Below are 16,670 nucleotides of genomic sequence, written 5' to 3' on the forward strand. Positions count from 1 at the left end.
GCACCATGCTCGGCTTGTTCCAAGCATAGCTGGCTCACGGCGGTATGAGTCAGCAGCCAGCCTCTCCCTCAATTGATGGCATGATCCGGCTCGCGATCCGGAATGGCTGCCATCATCATCTGCGGCAGGTGATCGGCCAGCACCGCCACCACAGCGGGATCGACCCGCCCCTGATCCGCCAGTTGCTGCATAAAGGTCAATGCGTCACGGGCAGGCAGGCCACGCCGATAAGGTCTGTCCTGCACCATTGCCTGAAAAATATCGGCGACCCGCAGGATCCGCGCTTCGAGCGCCATGGCGGATGCCGGCAGGTGGAACGGATAGCCCTCCCCGTCAGGCTCCTCATGGTGATAGGCCGCCCAACAGGCAATCTCCTCAAACCCTTCGATATGACGCAGGATCTGGTAAGTCTCGAAGCTATGGGTATTGATGATTGCCCGCTCCTCTTTCGTCAGGCTGGCAGGCTTGTCGAGGATCTCGTCCGGCACCCTGAGCTTGCCCAGATCATGCAGCAAACCGGCGATCTCCAGCATGTCGCAATGGATGGCACTGACCCCCATCAATTCTGCCAACGCACGAGACAACCTGCTCACACCGAGTGAATGCGTCATCGTGAATGGGCTTTTGGCGTCGACAATGCCAGAGAAGATCTGCGCCAGCGCTTTTAGCTCCCCGTTGAAAGTCAGGCAAGGCTCCCGCACCTGCAGCATCTCCAGCATGTAATCATTGATAGAGCGTGCTTCCAGCTGCAGCCAGAATGCCTCAGAGCGAGACGCCTTGAGGAAGGCATCCACCAGCTCGGGGGCAAAGAACTCGTCACGGAAATCCTGCAGGCGTGCGCGGATCTCGTTGGTATGCATCAACAATGAACCATCGCCATAGTAGGGCGCCGCCAACGCATCGCAGCGATCCACCAGAAAGATAAGGTTGGCCTGACGGGCTACATTGGGGTCCACATCGGCCATCTCGCGCAACAGGTGCCAGTGGGTATGGTGATAACGGATAGGCAGGGCCAGCGGGGCCAGCAAACGGAAATCCTTGAGCAGCTGATATCCCACCTCGCAGTGGCGCTGGGAGGACTCCCAATCGAACTCGCTGACCAGATGGTGATGGGTGATGGTCGAGGAGACACCGATATCATGCAGCACCCCAAGCTCGAACAGCAGACAGCGTTCGGCCTCACTCATTCCCAGCTCCCGGCTGCACTCGGCAGCCATAATCCCAACCCGTTTACCGTGGGCCACATCGCCAATGCCCACCAGATCCAGCGAGGCTGACAGGGCATACACCACCTGCCTTAGATCCACTTGCAACGAAAAGGGGGCTGCGCCCTGCGCTCTGTCCATGATCCGGGTCCCATGCGATGTTGTTGTATCAAACTGGCGCTGTTTTATCCTTCGCCTTCTATCAACTTAGTCAATAGTCGAGCCTTTTACCTTGTTTTTATAGGCATTTATGACCCTAGCATCTTGAATAGACAAAGATCACAGCTGGATTTATTTGGCCACTCCCATTCAAGTTATATTTATCCGTTCAAAAATATGCGAGCAGACTTTTTAAATCTCGCGTAGATATTGTGAGCAATTTTAAAAACTCATATCTGAGCGAAACAATCAACACCCCAACTTTACTTAATTATTACTTAATCAGAATTAAAGAGTGCTCGGCTTGCCAGTAAGAGTTTTGAATAAAGGCACACCACAACGCCCATAACTGCCACCATCCCCAAATTAATTAACCAAACTGTGAACTCCATCACCCATTTCTTCGCCTTGTCGCCATCGATAGTGCTAGACACCTCACGCTTTCTGGACACAGCTTCCCATGCTCGCTCGAGCCCACCCGATAGCCTGCGACCAAAGGGTTGGAGAGAAAATATCGGATAACCAGCGGTTATATTCGCTATAAGGCGACAAGGATAAACGGGATTTATAGAGTGAAACTGTTGAAAGCTGATTTCCAAGCTGCGGTTAACTCGGGCTATTCAGGTCATATCACTCTTTGCAGGTCATAACGACAGCGATAAAGGGGAATGTGCCCATCCGGGTATTCCATCCCCTCCAACAGCCTGCACGGGATGATATTTCCACCGCGTTAAACGCACGCTGCTTTCATCGCCCATTTTGTGTACCAATTCACATCAGATTAGGAGTGGAGCCAATAATGGCCATTCAAATAAACAAAATAGCCATGAGCCTTGCCTTAATGGCCACCGCTGGTAGTGCCACAGCAACCGCCAAGCCCAATATTCTTGCCATCATGGGCGATGACATCGGCTACTGGAACATCAGTGCCTACAACCAGGGGATGATGGGCTACCAGACCCCGAACCTGGACAGGATCGCCAATGAAGGGGCCCTCTTTACCGATCACTACGGTCAGCAATCCTGCACCGCTGGCCGCGCCGCCTTCATTACCGGTGAAGAGCCATTCCGTACCGGTCTGCTGACCATCGGCATGCCCGGATCCACCCACGGCATTCCGGATTGGGCCCCTACCATCGGTGATCTGCTCAAAGAGCAGGGTTACATGACGGCTCAGTTCGGCAAAAACCATTTGGGCGATCAGAACCAGCACCTGCCGACCAAGCACGGCTTCGACGAGTTCTTCGGCAACCTCTATCACCTGAACGCAGAAGAAGAACCGGAAACCTACTACTACCCGAAAGATCCGGAGTTCAAGAAGAAGTTCGGCCCACGCGGCGTCATCAAATCTTCTGCCGACGGCAAGATTGAAGATACCGGCCCCATGACCCGCAAGCGCATGGAGCATGCTGACGAAGAGTTCCTCGAGTCTTCGCTGGCGTTCATGGAGAAAGCAGTCAAGGCCAAGAAGCCCTTCTTCATCTGGCACAACGCCACCCGTATGCACGTCTGGACCCGTCTGCAAGAGAAGTATCAGGGTAAATCCGGCGTCAGCATCTATGCCGATGGCATGCTGGAGCACGATGATCAGGTGGGGATCCTGCTCGACAAACTGGACGAGCTGGGGGTCGCCAACAACACCATCGTGATCTACACCACTGACAACGGCGCCGAGACCGTCAGCTGGCCGGATGGCGGCACCACCCCATTCTACGGCGAAAAAGGCACCACATGGGAAGGCGGGATGCGGGTTCCGCAACTGGTTCGCTGGCCAGGCGTGATCAAGCCAGGCACCAAGGTCAACGCCATGATGGCCCATCAGGACTGGATGCCGACCCTGTTGGCCGCTGCCGGTGTACCGGATGTGAAAGAGAAGCTGGCCAAGGGCTACAAGGCCAACGGCAAACAGTGGCGGGTGAAACTGGACGGTTACAACTTCATGCCGTATCTCGCCGGAAAAGCCGACACCTCCCCACGCAACTCCATGCTCTACTTCTCCTCAAACGGCGAACTCAACGCCGTGCGCTGGAATGACTTCAAACTGAACTTTGCCACCATGGAGGGCAACATCACCGACGCGGCGCGTGTGACTCCGAACTGGCCGCAGATCATCAACCTGCGCGCAGATCCGTTCGAGAAGGCACCGCATGAATCAGGCATGTATCTGCGCTGGATGGCAGACAACATGTGGCTGTTCGTACCTGCACAGGGGATCCTGAAAGAGTTCTTCGACACTCTGCCCAACTACCCGATGCAGCAGAGCTTCCAGATGAACCCGGCCAGCATTAGCTCCCAGAGCCTGATGCTCAAGGCCAAACTGGCAGAGCTGGATGCACTCAAACAAAAAGTCGCCACCATCAAGTAAGGCGGTGACTCCAACGCCCATCACTCTCTGGTGGGCGTTTTCAATTTCCAGCCGGCTCGCCCCGAACTGGCTGGAAAGTGAAAACCCGTTGGCCCCCTCCTAGCCCTATCTCTGTCTCGTTAAATGTACCCTGTGGAAAACCCTATGAACCCCTTGCAACAACAGATCTCGCAACTCATCGAACAGGTTGGTCACAGTGTGGTCGGCCAGTCCCATGTGATCCGCGCCCTGGTCATCGGCCTGCTGACCAATAGCCACGTGCTCCTTGAAGGTTTGCCCGGCACCGCCAAGACCCGCTCGGTCAAGGCGCTGGCAGAAGCCCTCAATACCAGCTTCGGCCGCATTCAGTTCACCCCCGATCTGCTCCCCTCAGATGTAACCGGCACAGAGATGTATCAGGAGCGTGACGGAGCCCACCAGTTGCGTTTCCAGCCAGGCCCCATCTTCAACAGCATCGTACTGGCCGATGAAGTGAACCGCGCCCCCGCCAAGGTACAAGCGGCGCTGCTGGAGGCGATGGCCGAAGGCACCGTTACCGTCGGTGACAAGAGCCATCGCTTGCCCGAGCTCTTTATGGTGCTGGCCACCCAGAACCCCATCGAGCAGGAGGGGACCTACCCGCTGCCAGAAGCCCAGATGGACCGTTTTGCCCTCAAGGTCTCGGTCGCCTACCCCGATGATGAGGCAGAGCTTGCCATCATTCGGCTGGTGCGGACCGAAGAGCGCGGTACCCGTGAGCAGAACGAGGGATTCGCCCCCCTCTCCCCTGAGCTCATCTTGCAGGCCAGATCAGAGCTCTCGGCCATGACGGTCTCACCGCTGGTGGAGCACTACATCATTGCGCTGGTCATGGCGACCCGACACCCCGATCGCTACCCGGCCACCGGGCTGTCACAGTGGATTGCGGTCGGCGCCAGCCCCCGCGCATCCATTGCTCTGGACAAGTGCGCCCGCGCCTATGCCTGGCTGCAAGGGCGCAACCATGTGCTGCCCGACGATGTGCGCGCCATGGTGCCCAGCGTGCTTGGCCACCGCTTTACCCTCAGCTATGACGCGCTGGCAGATGGGGTGGATCACCAGCAGGTGGTGATGACTCTGCTCGATCACGTTGTCATCGGGTAAGCGATACCATGACACCTCGCTCCTTATCCCATGACAGGCTAACACAGTGCGGGCAACCGCCCAGTGGTGACCCCCGCATCCACTGTGACTACCTGACGCTGGTCCGGCTACAGGGGCTGGTCGGCCAGTTTTCACTGCTGCCCCGGCTAAACAGCGGCAACCTGCTGTGCGGCCGTCACCCGTCACGCTTTCGCGGCCGTGGACTCAACTTTGAAGAGCTGCGCCACTATCAGCAAGGGGATGATATTCGCACCCTGGACTGGAAAGTGACCCTGCGCACCGGCCGCCCCCATGTGCGCAGTTATAGCGAAGAGAAAGATCGTCACGTGATCCTCTGCGTTGATCAGCGCAGCGGCATGTTCTTCTCCTCGGTGGAGGTGATGAAGTCGGTGGTGGCCGCCGAAGTCGCTGCCCTGCTCGGCTGGCAAGTACTCAAAGAGAGCGATCGGGTCGGGCTCGCCATTTTGCACTGCGATGGCGTGGAGTGGCTGCGCGGCCAGCGCTCCCGTGGCCACTGGTTGGCAGGGCTGCGCCAGCTCTGTGCCGCCAATCATGCTCTCTCGGCCAACAGCCGCGACAGCGAGGCGACCGGTCTGGCCCCCCTGCTGGCGATGCTGGGCCGCCTCAAGTTGAAAAATACCACCCTGATCTTTCTCAGCGACTGGGCCGGAGTAACCGAGGCCGACCTGACCCGCCTCGGTTACTTGCAACAGCACAACGATGTGCTGGCACTGCACATCGCCGATCCCCTTGAGTCGACCCTGTCGACCACAGCCGCTGGCGCCAGCTTGGTAGTTGGCGATGGCCAGTACCAGCTCAATATTGCTCCCCACCAGATCCCTGTGCTGGATCAGGGGCTAGCCCGCCAGCAGCAGCTGAAAAAAGATCAACTGCTGCGACTGATGGCCCTCAAGGGATTGCCGCTTATCACCCTCGACACCGGTGGCCACCACCTCGCCCGCCTCATTACCGCATTGGGAGGAGATCACTGATGAACCACAAGCTGCCCGGCACCTATATGCTGCGCGAATTGCAGGACGTGACCGTACCACCCACCATCAGCTGGCAACCGCAAACCGCAGGCTGGCTGCTGCTGGCGCTGAGCCTGGGGGCGCTGGCGCTGCTCTGGCTCTATCACCGGGCACAGCGCTGGTGGCAACAGCGTTACCGCCGTGAAGCGCAGGCGGCCCTGCGCACGATCAACTGGTCTGATGCCGGGGCCAATCTGGCGCTGTTTCACCTGATCAAGCAGGTGTTGACCCACCTAGATCCCCGGCACGGCAAGCTGTTTGGCTTGGCATTGCTGCAGACCCTCGACAATGCCATGGCTGATAGGCAGCCCCGTTTCGCGACCGAACTGGGGGAGCGCTGGCTGGTATCGCTGGTCTGTGATCAGGTGGTGTTAAGCGTGAGTGATCAGCTCTGCCTCGTTTCCCTCTGCAACGACTGGCTTGCCCACCACCAGACTCCAATACAAACAGCCTCGTTGGCGACGGAGGCCCGTCATGCTTGATGCCGGTCTCGAGTTTGCCCACCCCCACTGTTTCTGGCTGCTGCCCCTGCCGTTGCTGGTGTTTCGCCTTATTCCGGCCTATCGCACTCGGCAGAGTGCCATCAAGGTGCCCTTCTTCGACCTGCTGATCGACCTGCTGGATGAGCCGCCGCGTGAGGGGGCAACCCAGCTGACTGCCAGCTGGTGGCAACGGATCGCCCTGATCACCGTTTGGCTACTGGCGGTGCTGGCGCTGGCCAAGCCCACCATCTATGGCCCGCCTCAGGTACGCGAGCGGTTCGGGCGGGATGTGATGATAGTGCTGGATCTCTCCGGCTCCATGGCAGAGACCGACTTCTCCCCCGACCCCGGCAAGTCCCTTAGTCGGCTCGACGCCGCCAAAGAGGTGCTTAAACAATTTGCTGCAACGCGTAAAGGAGATCGACTCGGGCTCATCCTGTTTGGGGATGCCGCCTTTGTCCAGGCGCCGTTTACCGCCGATCTCGACACCTGGCAAACCCTGCTGCAGGAGACCGATGTCGCCATGGCAGGCCAGAGCACCCATCTGGGGGATGCCATCGGTCTGGCAATCAAAGTGTTCAACAACAGTGATCGCCACGGGCAACAAGACCAGAACAGCGCCAAGCGGGAGAAAGTCGCCATCATCCTTACCGATGGTAACGACACCGGCAGTTTTGTCAGCCCACGGGATGCGGCCCGGGTAGCCGCGGTCAACGGCGTGCGGCTGCATACTATCGCCATGGGGGATCCGGCCACCGTCGGCGAACAGGCACTCGATCTCGATACCCTGCAACAGCTGGCGACCCTGACCGGCGGCCAGTTGTTTCAGGCTCTTGATGAGGCGCAGCTGACGCGCGCCTATCAGGTGATCGGTGAGCTGGAGCCACAACGCTACGAAAGCACCCGCTTTCAGACTCGCGAAAGCCTGCACCATTACCTCATCGCCGTCAGCGTCGGCCTCTATCTCACCCTCTTTTCCCTGTTGACCCTCAGGCGCTACCGCCTGCGCACTGCTCTCTCAGGAGACACGCCATGATGGATCCCCTCTACTGGCAACAGCTCTGGCTGAATGCCCACTTTCTGCGCCCCTGGTGGCTGCTGGCCTTGCTCCCCCTTGTCGCCATCCTGCTGCTGCGCTGGCACATGGATGAAGCGAACAGCTGGCAACAGCGGCTGCCGCCACATCTGCGCGAGGCGCTGACGCTGGGGGACACCGGCTGGAAAAAGAACCTGCCCCTCAAAGTGCTGGGGCTGCTGATGGGGCTGGCCATCCTGATCTGCGCAGGGCCGACCTGGAGCCGTGAACCCTCCCCCTTTGGCGAAGATCAGGGCGCCCTGCTGATCCTGCTCGATAACAGCGACTCCATGCTGGAAACGGATATCGCCCCCAACCGCTTGACGCGGGCCAAACAGAAGATCAGCGATCTGCTGGCGACCCGCGATGGCGGGCGCAACGGGCTGGTGGTCTTTGCCGGCTCGGCCCACACCGCCATGCCGCTGACCCGTGACAGTGCCGTCTATGACCCTATCCTCGCCGCCATCCGTCCCGAAATCATGCCTAAAGCGGGCAAGCGCACCGAACAGGTGATCCCGCTGCTCACCGAACTTCTGGCCGATGAGACAGGCAGCACCGTTTTGCTGGTGAGTGATGGCATCAGCCCCGCCGCCATTGCCCCCTTGGCTGACTATTTCCGTGGTCAATCCCGTCAGCTGCTGATCCTGGCCGCTGGCGACCCGGCCCTGAGTGGCAAACGCCCGCTGGAGCTTGCCTCACTAAGGCGACTGGCCAGTGACAGCAATGGCACCCTGCTCACCATGACGGTGGATAATCGCGACGTAGAGCGCATCAACCGGGGGATTGAACGCAACTTTTTGATCCACAACGACTCCCTGATGCCTTGGCAGGACATGGGGTACTACCTGCTCTTTCCGGTCGTCGCCCTGCTGCTGCTCTGGTTTCGCAAAGGCTGGCTGGTGCAGTGGGGTCTGGTGGCAGCCATCGGTCTCTCCCTGTTACAGACGACGCCTGCGCAGGCCACCACCTTCTCGCTTGCGCCCGCAGAGCCGACAGAGCCTGCGATCAATCACTGGGCAAAGGAGCTGAAACAGCAGTGGTTCAACCTCTGGCTCACCCCGGATCAGCAGGGGCAGTGGTACTTCCAGCAAGGGGACTATCTGGAGGCGGCTAAACACTATGAAGATCCCTTCTACAAGGGGGTGGCCTACTACTATGGCGCCGAGTTTGCACTGGCCCAGTCAGCATTCCTGCAAGCCGACTCAGAACAGGCTCTGCTCTATGCCGGTAATGCCCTCGCCAGACAGCGTGAGTATCTGGCCGCCCGCCGGCTGTTCCGGAAACTGGCTGACGAGGCCAGCGACCCGAGCGTGCGTCAATCAGCCGCCCACAACTATCAGGTGATGAGCGGGATTGTTGACGAGATCAACCGCGCCAGTCAGAGCCAGACCGGCACGCCGGATGGACCTGATCACTCCAGTGAACTGCCCGATGATGAGCCACGCAGTGCCGACGGGGCGGAAGAGACCGTGGCTTCATCCCTGATGGCGCGCGAAACCCTGACCGCAGATCAGATTCTGGCCAATCCGGCGCAGGCCGAAAAGTGGCTGCGCCGGGTGGAGTCTGATCCCGGTGACTTCCTGCAAGCCAAATTCCGCCTCCAGCTACACGCACAGCAAACGGGCGCAACCGCCCGTCCTCGTTCTGCCACCCACAAGGAGCCTACCCATGTGCAACCGGCACAATAAACTCCGCCACTGGCTTTGCGGATGTATGGCGACCGCTACCCTGCTCGGGGCCGTGCTGCTCACGGTCGAAGCACAGGCTGCCGAGGCCGCTGATGCGACTGACGCCACTCAGGTAACCCTCAAGAGCTGGTTGAAAGATCAGGGGGAGGAGAAACGCCCCTATGCCGTCACCCAACAGATCACCCTCTATCTGGATCTGGCCACCAACCGCTGGTTTACCGCGGGCACCCGCATCGGCCAGTTCGAGCTGCCGGGGGTTATGGTCAAACAGCGCAGCGAGCTGGCAACCAACTTCACCCAGCGCCGCGATGGCGAGACCTGGTCACATCAGCGCTGGGAGCTGACGCTCTATCCCCAGCAATCCGGCCAATTCGAGATCCCCGCCATCGCGGTGCGGGCCACCGTGGCGCGCCCTGAAGGGGGCTCCCGGCAGATCACCCTCACCACCCACCCTCAGCGTTTTGCCGCCGCTCTGCCCGACCCAGCCCTGACGGTCGGCGGGCGTTGGTTGAGCGCCAGCAATCTCACCCTGAGCCAGCGTTGGCAGCGCTCTGCGGATGACCATGCTGACGGCGAGCTGCGGGTAGGGGATGCCATCACCCGCACCGTGACCGCCAGCGGGCAGGATACCCTCTCGGTACTGATCCCGCCGCTGATCACTCCGCTTGCAAGCGATGGGCGGGTACAGGACTATCCGGCGCAAGCCCGACTGAACGATACCCAGGAGCGAGGGGAATACCTCTCGACACGGGAAGATCAAACTACCTATATCGTGCAGCGCGGTGGTGAGTTGACCATGCCCGCGCTGGAGCTTGCCTGGTGGAACAGCCAGACTGGCCTGCTGCAGACCCTGACACTCCCTGGGCAGACCCTGCAAGTGCGCCACACTCCCGCCTCCTGGCTGGCGGCCTACTGGCATCGGTTGCTTGGAGTAGCCGGTGGTGTAGCCCTGCTGGTGCTGGCGCTCCTGGCTATAGCCCGTTACTACCGTCACCACCCTCGCCCGCTCGGCTGGCAATATGGAGCCGCCATCTGGTGCAGGCAGTGGGGGGCGGTGCGGGTACTGGCCTATCGCTATCTGCGGGCCAAGAGGGGTTGGCTGGAACTGAGCCATGTCAGTTCCGATCCGGCTTGGCAGCAACAACAGGTTGTATTCCAGCAAGATCCCCTTGAACGGGCTGATGCGCTCAGGATGGGCTGGTGCCTGCTGCTGCGCCTGCAAAGGCGATGGGGCACCAGTCTTGGCAACATCCGTTCACGGTTGGGCCACATTATCGGCTGGCAAGCGGCCCTGCCGGAACTGCCCCCCCTGACTGGCAAACCGACCTCAGCGGGTCAATCATCCTGCAACGCCAACAGATAAATAAAGTGCGCCACGCAGCAACCACCCCCTGCACTGGTTGTCCCACTTTGCCCACTTCATTACACTGCCAAAGTGGGATACCCGCTGGCTGCCATGCCACCTGACTGGCGTGGCAGGTTCTCCCCTCCGGCTACCCGACAGAGCCAAGGCAGTGTGATTTTTCCACGAACATGTAACGAGGCCTCTCTTGTTAGACATCAGAAGTACCGAGCTGAACCTGATCCCGATCTTTGTCGCCATCTATGAAGAGCGCAGCCTCTCCCGGGCTGCGACACGCATGGAAATCAGCCAACCCGCCGTCAGCAAGGCCCTCAAGCGACTGCGGGAGATCTACGGTGATCCTCTGTTTAATCGCAAGGTCGTGGGGATGGAGCCCACCTCGTTTGCCATCGACATCTATCCGGCGATGGCGGCCGCGCTGAAAAACTTCAGCTCGACCCTCTCGACCTCGCGCACCTTCAATCCACGCACTTCCCAGCGAGTCTTCTCCATCGCCTGTGTCAGACTGGTCAGCGCCCAACTGGTCCCGGCGCTGCTGTGCAAGATCCGGGCACACGCCCCGGGTATTTCGCTCGAGGTGCATCCCCTGTTTACCGAGGATATGGAGAGTGACCTGCGGATGCAGCGTTATGATCTCATCATCGACATGACCCAGAGCGGGCGCAGCATGCTCAAGAGCGAGGTGCTCTACGGCGAGCAAGTGAAGGTGGTGTGTGCCAGCAACCACCCGCGACTGGGCAGCAACTTGACGGTAGAGGCCTATTTTACCGAGGAGCATGTGGCGTTGGCCCAGTGGCAGGTCAGAGGCAGCATGATCACCGCCGAGCACCTGCCGCAAATGGCCAACCGCAATATCGTGGTACGGGTGCCGACCGCCATGGAGATGCTGCCCATCATTGCATGCAGCGAGATCATCGGGGTTTTGCCTACCTCTATCATAAATACCTTTGCCGGCATGTATGATGTGCGGGTACTCCCCTTCCCCTTCGAGGAATCAGTATTCAGCCTGTCGGCCATCTGGCACCCCAGCCGGACCACCGAGGCTGGCCACCGCTGGCTGCGCCAGCAGTTGTTCGAAGTGGTCAGCGAGCTGGGGCTGACCACCTCCATCGTTCAGTCCTAACGGGCATCTCGCACCAGTCGCAATCCCATGTCAGCCATCATCACCGACTGGCTGGCAAAATCACGCCGGAAATTTTCAGACAATTCAGCCTCATAGGCGTAGCTGCCGCCTCGCACCGACTTATGGGCAAGGTGGCTCTTGCTCTCCTGGGCATTGTTCGGGTTCTCTTGAGGAGTGTGGCGATAGAAGGTCTCTTCATAGGCATCAGCCACAAACTCCCCCACATTGCCGGTCATGTCGTATAGCCCCAGCTCGTTGGGCTTTTTCAGCCCCACCGGATAGGCGCTATTCTTGGCGTTGCCGCTGTACCAGGCCACTTCGTCAATCTGATCGGAGCCGCTGTAACGATAGCCTTTACTCAGCTTGCCCCCCTTGGCTGCATACTCCCACTCAGCTTCGGTGGGCAGGCGGTAGTGAGCGCCGGTCAACTCATTGAGCCTTGTCACAAACAGATTGGCCTGTTGCCAGCTGAGGTTGTTGACCGGTACATCCGGCGCCTGGAAATAGCTGATGGAGGGGCCCATCACCGCCTCGAACAGAGCCTGGGTCACCTCGAATTTTGCCATGTAGAAGCTGTTGAGCGAGACCGCATGCTGCGGCCCTTCGCTCGCTTTGGCGGCAGGGTCGTTGGAGCCCATCTCAAAACGGCCCCCTTCCACCAGCACCATGTCCGCTTCAATCTTCTGTCGCAGCGGATGGAGCGGCTGGTTGCCCTGTTTGACCGAGAGGGTGCAGCCGGCCACCAGCAGGGTGGTCGCCAGCAACGGAATTGCGCATTTGAACGGTATGATCGTCATAGCCTGACCTGTGCAGTAAGAGAAGTGGCAGCCATTACTGGCCAGCGGAAACCGGCGGCGCGATCGTCTTGCTCGCGCGCTTGCTATTGAGCTCGGCCAGCACCTCGGGGGGCGCTATCTTGCCAAGTTCACTCATGCAGGCGTCGCTCTTTGGGTGATCGTGGCGAAGGTAGATATCGCACACCGCATAGAGCTGTTCCGGCGCGCCGGAGATCCGGTAGGCAAGCTCGAACGAGCCGATGGCTTTCTCGAGATCCAGCGGCTCTTGCAGCACCCCGTTGAGATACCAGAAGTAGCTGTTATTGCCAGCGAGCTCCGCCGCCTGTGCCATGGTGACTGCCGCCTCGTTCTTCTGATCGAGGCGCACCTGGGTCAGCGCCTTGGCGTAATGGAGGTTGGCATTCTGCGGCAGCGCAAGAATCCCCTTGTTGAGCAAGGCCAGCGCCTCGCCATCCCGTTGCCGGGCCCGCAAGTTGTCAGAAAGGCCAAGCCAGAGCTGGGGATTGTCAGGCTGATTGGCAAGCAGTTGTTCGTAGCTTGCCTGCGCCTTGTCCCACTGCCGGGTCCAGCGATAGAGATCTGCCTGCAACAGCTGCTGCGCAGGGTCCTGCTGCCTGGCGAGATACTCGCTCACCTCCGCCAGCGGCTGGCCAATGGCGCTCAGTTGCCCCTCATTCATGGCGCCATAATCGCGAGCCAGATTGAGGGTAGCGGCGCGGCGCACCTCGGCACTGCTGTCAGCCAGCAGCGGCGAGAGCAGTCGCCAGCGGTGCGCAAACTGATAGGGATCGGCGGCAATCACCGCCGCTTCGCGCACCAATGCGTGCTCATCACGCAGGCTTCTGGCCACCGCCACCAGACTGTTCTGGTTCGGATAGGCGGCCAGCTGGCGCAGGGCGTCGGCCCGCTCCACCGCTGGCAGGGAGATATTCTGCGCACTGTAGGCCCACTGCTGGATCTGGGCGGCTGAGGGGGCACTGGCCGCCACGGATGCAGTGGGTGCCCCATTCGCTGATGTGGTGACCGGCGGCCCAGGGCTGGCTACCGCCAGCGCTGGGCCAGACAGGGTCATGCCAAGGGCCAGCCACAAGGCGCCCATGGTGCCGGAGCGGGTGTGACGGAACTCGCAGCGACTCAACATGCTCTGCATCGCTTATTTCCTCTGACCATGTGTCAAGACGCCGTTACTCATCACCGCATCACGATACTTGCCATGAGCCACAGGGTAACCGGCACGGCGAAGGATATAGGCCATCGACTGATCGATATGGCTGAAAAACTTGTACCAACCGGCACAGAGGTAATTCAGACCTGCCTCCCCTTCGTGGGTGCGAATAAAGCGGTTCTTCGGGCACTCCCCATAGCAGGCAAACTGGTAGTCACACTGCTGGCATTGGCGGGTCAGGCTGCGCGATTTGGCAAAGCCGAACGCTTGCTGGGCGGGCGAATACGCCAGTTCACTGAGCGGCTGATGGTGGATATTGCCGATCTTGTACTTGGGATAGACATAGTGGTCACAGGCAAACACATCGCCGTTGGGCTCCATCGCCAGCCCCTTGCCGCAGATCTCCCCCAAGGTACAGAGGGGGTTCTTGCGTCCCATCCAGGTTTCAACGCTCGCCTCGAAATATTGCACGAAGACCCGTCCCAGATCCCGCTGCACCCACTCATCGAAAATGGTGATGAGAAAATCCCCCCACCCCTCGGCCGAAACGCACCAGGGCTCGACCACCGAATTTTTGTGCCAGGGATTGAGGCGCTTGTCCCCCTGCTTGAGTTGCTCCTGCGGCTGCCAGGTCTGGGGCGCGGTGGTGCGAAAACTCTTCTGCTCGACGATGGGGATAAACTGCATCTGGGGCGACTTCACCTCATCACGCAGGAAGCGATAAACCTCCAGCGCATTCTTGCTGGTGAGGTTGTTGACGCAAGTCAGGGTGGCAAACTTCACCTTGTATTTGTGCAACATCGCCACCGCCGTCATCACCTGATTGAAGGTACCGCGCCCGGCTCGGTTGACCCGATAGGCGTTGTGCAGCAGCTCGGGGCCATCGATGCTCAAACCGATGAGAAAGTTGTTGGCGGCCAGAAATTCACACCACTCATCGTTGAGCAGGATGCCGTTGGTCTGCAGGTCGTTGGCAATCACCACCCCTTGCGGCTGGTATTTGCGCTGCAACTCGACCACTTTGCGAAAATAGTCGAGCCCGAGCAACGTCGGCTCGCCCCCCTGCCAGGAGAAGATGATCTCGGGGGTATTCTGCCCCTCGATATATTGGCGGATATAGGTCTCAAGGGTCTGCTCGTCCATCTGGGGCGAACACCCCTTCTTGTATTCCAGCAGATCCTGCTTGCTGAGGTAGTAGCAGTAGGTACAGTCGATGTTGCACACGGCCCCGATAGGTTTGGCCATCACATGCATCCGCTTGGATGCCATGCCGTTGAACTGTGGACCCTGAGTAATCACCATAACTGCACCACCTGCAAAATTGCTGTTTTGAGGCCTGCAGTCTAAAGGCTCCCGCTGTCACACGCTGGTTATACCCCTTATAACCAGCGGATATGGGACCAGGCTAACATTCTGATGTCATAAAAAATCATCGCATCCTACGAGATCAATTGGTCGTATAGTCCCGCTGAGCCAGACAGAAGTGCACAAGATGTCGGGAGCTACCGCCCAATAAACCACCACCTGCACGGCTCGCCCTTCGTTCTGCCTGCGCTATGGTTTACCATGCACACAATTGTGGTGCCTGGCACCGCCCACCCTAGCGCCAGGCGCTACCGTCATCGGATACCTCATCTCGAGCAACATGAGCAAAACAGCACACGCGGGCAACGAGCCAACATTCTACTTCCACGACTACGAAACCTTCGGCATCAGCCCCGCCAAGGACAGGCCGTCGCAGTTTGCCGGTATTCGTACCGATGCGGATTTCAACATCATTGGCGAGCCGCTGGTCATCTACTGCAAGCCGCCGGCAGACTACCTGCCGGATCCGGAGGCGTGCCTGATTACCGGTATCACGCCGCAAAAGGCGATGAAGGATGGGCTGTGCGAGGCGGATTTCATTCGCCAGATCCACGAGCAGTTCGCCACGCCGAATACCTGTGTGCTTGGCTACAACAGCATCCGCTTCGATGATGAAGTGACCCGCTACACCCTCTATCGCAACTTCTATGACCCCTATGCCTACAGCTGGCAGAACGGCAACTCCCGATGGGATATTCTCGACATGCTGCGGGCCTGCTATGCCCTGCGCCCGGAGGGGATCGAGTGGGCGTTGGACGATGAGGGCAAGCCGAGTTTCCGGCTGGAGAAGCTGACGGTCGCCAACGGCGTCGCCCACGCCAATGCTCACGATGCACTCTCGGACGTGCTGGCCACCATCGAGATGGCCAAGCTGGTGAAAAAAGCCCAACCCAAGCTGTTTGGTTATCTCTTTGATCTGCGTAACAAAAACAAGGTGAAGGCGCTGATTGACGTGGTGACCATGAAGCCGCTGGTGCACGTCTCCGGCATGTTCTCCCCCTGGCAGGGTTGTGCAAGCTGGGTCTCGCCACTTGCCTGGCACCCCACCAACCAGAACGCGGTGATCATGGTGGATCTGACCCGTGACCCCACCCCGCTTATCGAGCTCACCAGCGAGGAGATCCGCGAGCGCCTCTATACCAAAAAAGAGGAGCTGGGGGATCTGGCGGGCATTCCGGTGAAACTGGTGCACATCAACAAGTGCCCGGTGCTGGCGCCGGCCGCCACCCTGACGGCGGAGCGCGCCGACGAGCTCGGCATCGATCGGGAGCAGTGCCGCAAGAGCCTGGATCTGCTGCGCGCCCACCCCGAGGTGCGGGAAAAACTGGTGGAAGTATTCAATCAGGAGTTCGCCGGCAGCAATGAGAGCGACCCCGATACCCAGCTCTACGCCGGATTCTTTGGCCATGGCGACAAGTCCACCATGGATCTGGTGCGTGCCACCCCCGCGGATCTGCTGGGTGAGAGGGAGTTCGCCTTTACCGACGCCCGGCTGCCGGAGATGCTGTTTCGCTACCGCGCCCGCAACTGGCCGCACACCTTGAGCGAAGCAGAGCAGAAACGCTGGCGCCTGCACTGCAGCGACTACTTCAGCCGTCGTCTGCCGGACTACGTGCCCCGACTCGAGGCACTGGCCGAGCAGAACCAGAGTAACGAACGGAACTTTGCGATTCTTAAGAGTCTCTACCACTATCTGGAAGATTTATGAGTTGTGAGTAGTTTCACAATAA

General features: G+C 59.5%; 13 protein-coding genes. 9 read left to right on the top strand and 4 right to left on the bottom strand.

Going from position 1 to position 16,670, the window contains the following annotated elements; genetic code table 11:
- Positions 1–68 precede the first annotated feature (68 nt).
- Positions 69–1,346: an HD-GYP domain-containing protein gene (locus tag AB5Z02_RS19360; protein ID WP_031227597.1), complete on the bottom strand. Its 1,278-nt coding sequence runs from the start codon at positions 1,344–1,346 to the stop codon at positions 69–71.
- 844 nt (positions 1,347–2,190) lie between these two features.
- Between AB5Z02_RS19360 and AB5Z02_RS19365 the strand changes: the two genes are divergently transcribed.
- The 8 genes from AB5Z02_RS19365 (at position 2,191) to AB5Z02_RS19400 (ending at position 11,613) form a co-directional block, all read left to right on the top strand.
- Entirely contained in the window at positions 2,191–3,729 is a 1,539-nt protein-coding gene (locus tag AB5Z02_RS19365; RefSeq protein ID WP_368216707.1) for an arylsulfatase, read from the top strand.
- 144 nt (positions 3,730–3,873) lie between these two features.
- Positions 3,874–4,851 (top strand): AAA family ATPase, encoded by a 978-nt coding sequence (locus AB5Z02_RS19370; protein ID WP_368216708.1) that lies wholly within the window; start codon positions 3,874–3,876, stop codon positions 4,849–4,851.
- A gap of 8 nt (positions 4,852–4,859) precedes the next feature.
- Positions 4,860–5,843, top strand: coding sequence for a DUF58 domain-containing protein (locus tag AB5Z02_RS19375; protein WP_368216709.1), 984 nt, complete (start codon positions 4,860–4,862; stop codon positions 5,841–5,843).
- Positions 5,843–6,364 (top strand): DUF4381 family protein, encoded by a 522-nt coding sequence (locus tag AB5Z02_RS19380; protein WP_368216710.1) that lies wholly within the window; start codon positions 5,843–5,845, stop codon positions 6,362–6,364. Before AB5Z02_RS19375 ends, AB5Z02_RS19380 begins: the two co-directional genes overlap by 1 nt.
- The gene (locus AB5Z02_RS19385; RefSeq protein ID WP_368216711.1) at positions 6,357–7,400 is read left to right on the top strand and encodes a VWA domain-containing protein; all 1,044 of its coding nucleotides are present in this window, start codon (positions 6,357–6,359) and stop codon (positions 7,398–7,400) included. Before AB5Z02_RS19380 ends, AB5Z02_RS19385 begins: the two co-directional genes overlap by 8 nt.
- A complete protein-coding gene (locus AB5Z02_RS19390) occupies positions 7,397–9,127 on the top strand; it encodes a VWA domain-containing protein (RefSeq protein ID WP_368216712.1) in 1,731 nt (576 codons plus the stop codon). The genes AB5Z02_RS19385 and AB5Z02_RS19390 overlap by 4 nt, the downstream gene beginning before the upstream one ends.
- A 25-nt stretch (positions 9,128–9,152) precedes the next feature.
- Positions 9,153–10,490, top strand: coding sequence for a protein BatD (locus tag AB5Z02_RS19395; RefSeq protein ID WP_368216713.1), 1,338 nt, complete (start codon positions 9,153–9,155; stop codon positions 10,488–10,490).
- Positions 10,491–10,677: 187 nt separating this feature from the next.
- Complete coding sequence (locus tag AB5Z02_RS19400; protein ID WP_120414213.1) at positions 10,678–11,613, top strand: LysR family transcriptional regulator; 936 nt, start codon at positions 10,678–10,680, stop codon at positions 11,611–11,613.
- Here AB5Z02_RS19400 and AB5Z02_RS19405 read toward each other — a convergent pair.
- From AB5Z02_RS19405 to AB5Z02_RS19415, 3 genes are read right to left on the bottom strand one after another with little or no spacing between them, the layout of a single operon-like run.
- On the bottom strand, positions 11,610–12,410 hold the full coding sequence (locus tag AB5Z02_RS19405) for a formylglycine-generating enzyme family protein (RefSeq protein ID WP_368216714.1): 801 nt from the start codon (positions 12,408–12,410) through the stop codon (positions 11,610–11,612). The two genes, AB5Z02_RS19400 and AB5Z02_RS19405, sit on opposite strands and share 4 nt — an antisense overlap.
- A 34-nt stretch (positions 12,411–12,444) precedes the next feature.
- Positions 12,445–13,560, bottom strand: a complete 1,116-nt coding sequence (locus AB5Z02_RS19410; protein WP_368216716.1) for a tetratricopeptide repeat protein — start codon at positions 13,558–13,560, stop codon at positions 12,445–12,447.
- 3 nt (positions 13,561–13,563) lie between these two features.
- Complete coding sequence (locus AB5Z02_RS19415) at positions 13,564–14,877, bottom strand: anaerobic sulfatase maturase (RefSeq protein ID WP_368216717.1); 1,314 nt, start codon at positions 14,875–14,877, stop codon at positions 13,564–13,566.
- A 343-nt stretch (positions 14,878–15,220) separates the two neighbouring features.
- Here AB5Z02_RS19415 and sbcB point away from each other — a divergent pair, with 343 nt between their 5' ends.
- Positions 15,221–16,648 (top strand): exodeoxyribonuclease I, encoded by a 1,428-nt coding sequence (gene sbcB, locus AB5Z02_RS19420; RefSeq protein WP_368216719.1) that lies wholly within the window; start codon positions 15,221–15,223, stop codon positions 16,646–16,648.
- Positions 16,649–16,670 lie beyond the last annotated feature (22 nt).

This window comes from Aeromonas sp. R2-3, assembly GCF_040908375.1.
GTDB classification, from domain to species: Bacteria; Pseudomonadota; Gammaproteobacteria; order Enterobacterales; family Aeromonadaceae; genus Aeromonas; species Aeromonas veronii.

What these genes read in the sequence shown, in the direction of transcription:
- AB5Z02_RS19385 (WP_368216711.1), top strand. Translation starts at nt 6,357, where the DNA reads ATGCTTGATGCCGGTCTCGAGTTTGCCCACCCCCACTGTTTCTGGCTG.
- AB5Z02_RS19395 (WP_368216713.1), top strand. Translation starts at nt 9,153, where the DNA reads ATGGCGACCGCTACCCTGCTCGGGGCCGTGCTGCTCACGGTCGAAGCA.
- AB5Z02_RS19380 (WP_368216710.1), top strand. Translation starts at nt 5,843, where the DNA reads ATGAACCACAAGCTGCCCGGCACCTATATGCTGCGCGAATTGCAGGAC.
- AB5Z02_RS19360 (WP_031227597.1), bottom strand. Translation starts at nt 1,346, where the DNA reads ATGGACAGAGCGCAGGGCGCAGCCCCCTTTTCGTTGCAAGTGGATCTA.
- AB5Z02_RS19365 (WP_368216707.1), top strand. Translation starts at nt 2,191, where the DNA reads ATGAGCCTTGCCTTAATGGCCACCGCTGGTAGTGCCACAGCAACCGCC.
- AB5Z02_RS19390 (WP_368216712.1), top strand. Translation starts at nt 7,397, where the DNA reads ATGATGGATCCCCTCTACTGGCAACAGCTCTGGCTGAATGCCCACTTT.
- AB5Z02_RS19370 (WP_368216708.1), top strand. Translation starts at nt 3,874, where the DNA reads ATGAACCCCTTGCAACAACAGATCTCGCAACTCATCGAACAGGTTGGT.
- AB5Z02_RS19405 (WP_368216714.1), bottom strand. Translation starts at nt 12,410, where the DNA reads ATGACGATCATACCGTTCAAATGCGCAATTCCGTTGCTGGCGACCACC.
- AB5Z02_RS19375 (WP_368216709.1), top strand. Translation starts at nt 4,860, where the DNA reads ATGACACCTCGCTCCTTATCCCATGACAGGCTAACACAGTGCGGGCAA.
- AB5Z02_RS19415 (WP_368216717.1), bottom strand. Translation starts at nt 14,877, where the DNA reads ATGGTGATTACTCAGGGTCCACAGTTCAACGGCATGGCATCCAAGCGG.
- sbcB (WP_368216719.1), top strand. Translation starts at nt 15,221, where the DNA reads ATGAGCAAAACAGCACACGCGGGCAACGAGCCAACATTCTACTTCCAC.
- AB5Z02_RS19410 (WP_368216716.1), bottom strand. Translation starts at nt 13,560, where the DNA reads ATGCAGAGCATGTTGAGTCGCTGCGAGTTCCGTCACACCCGCTCCGGC.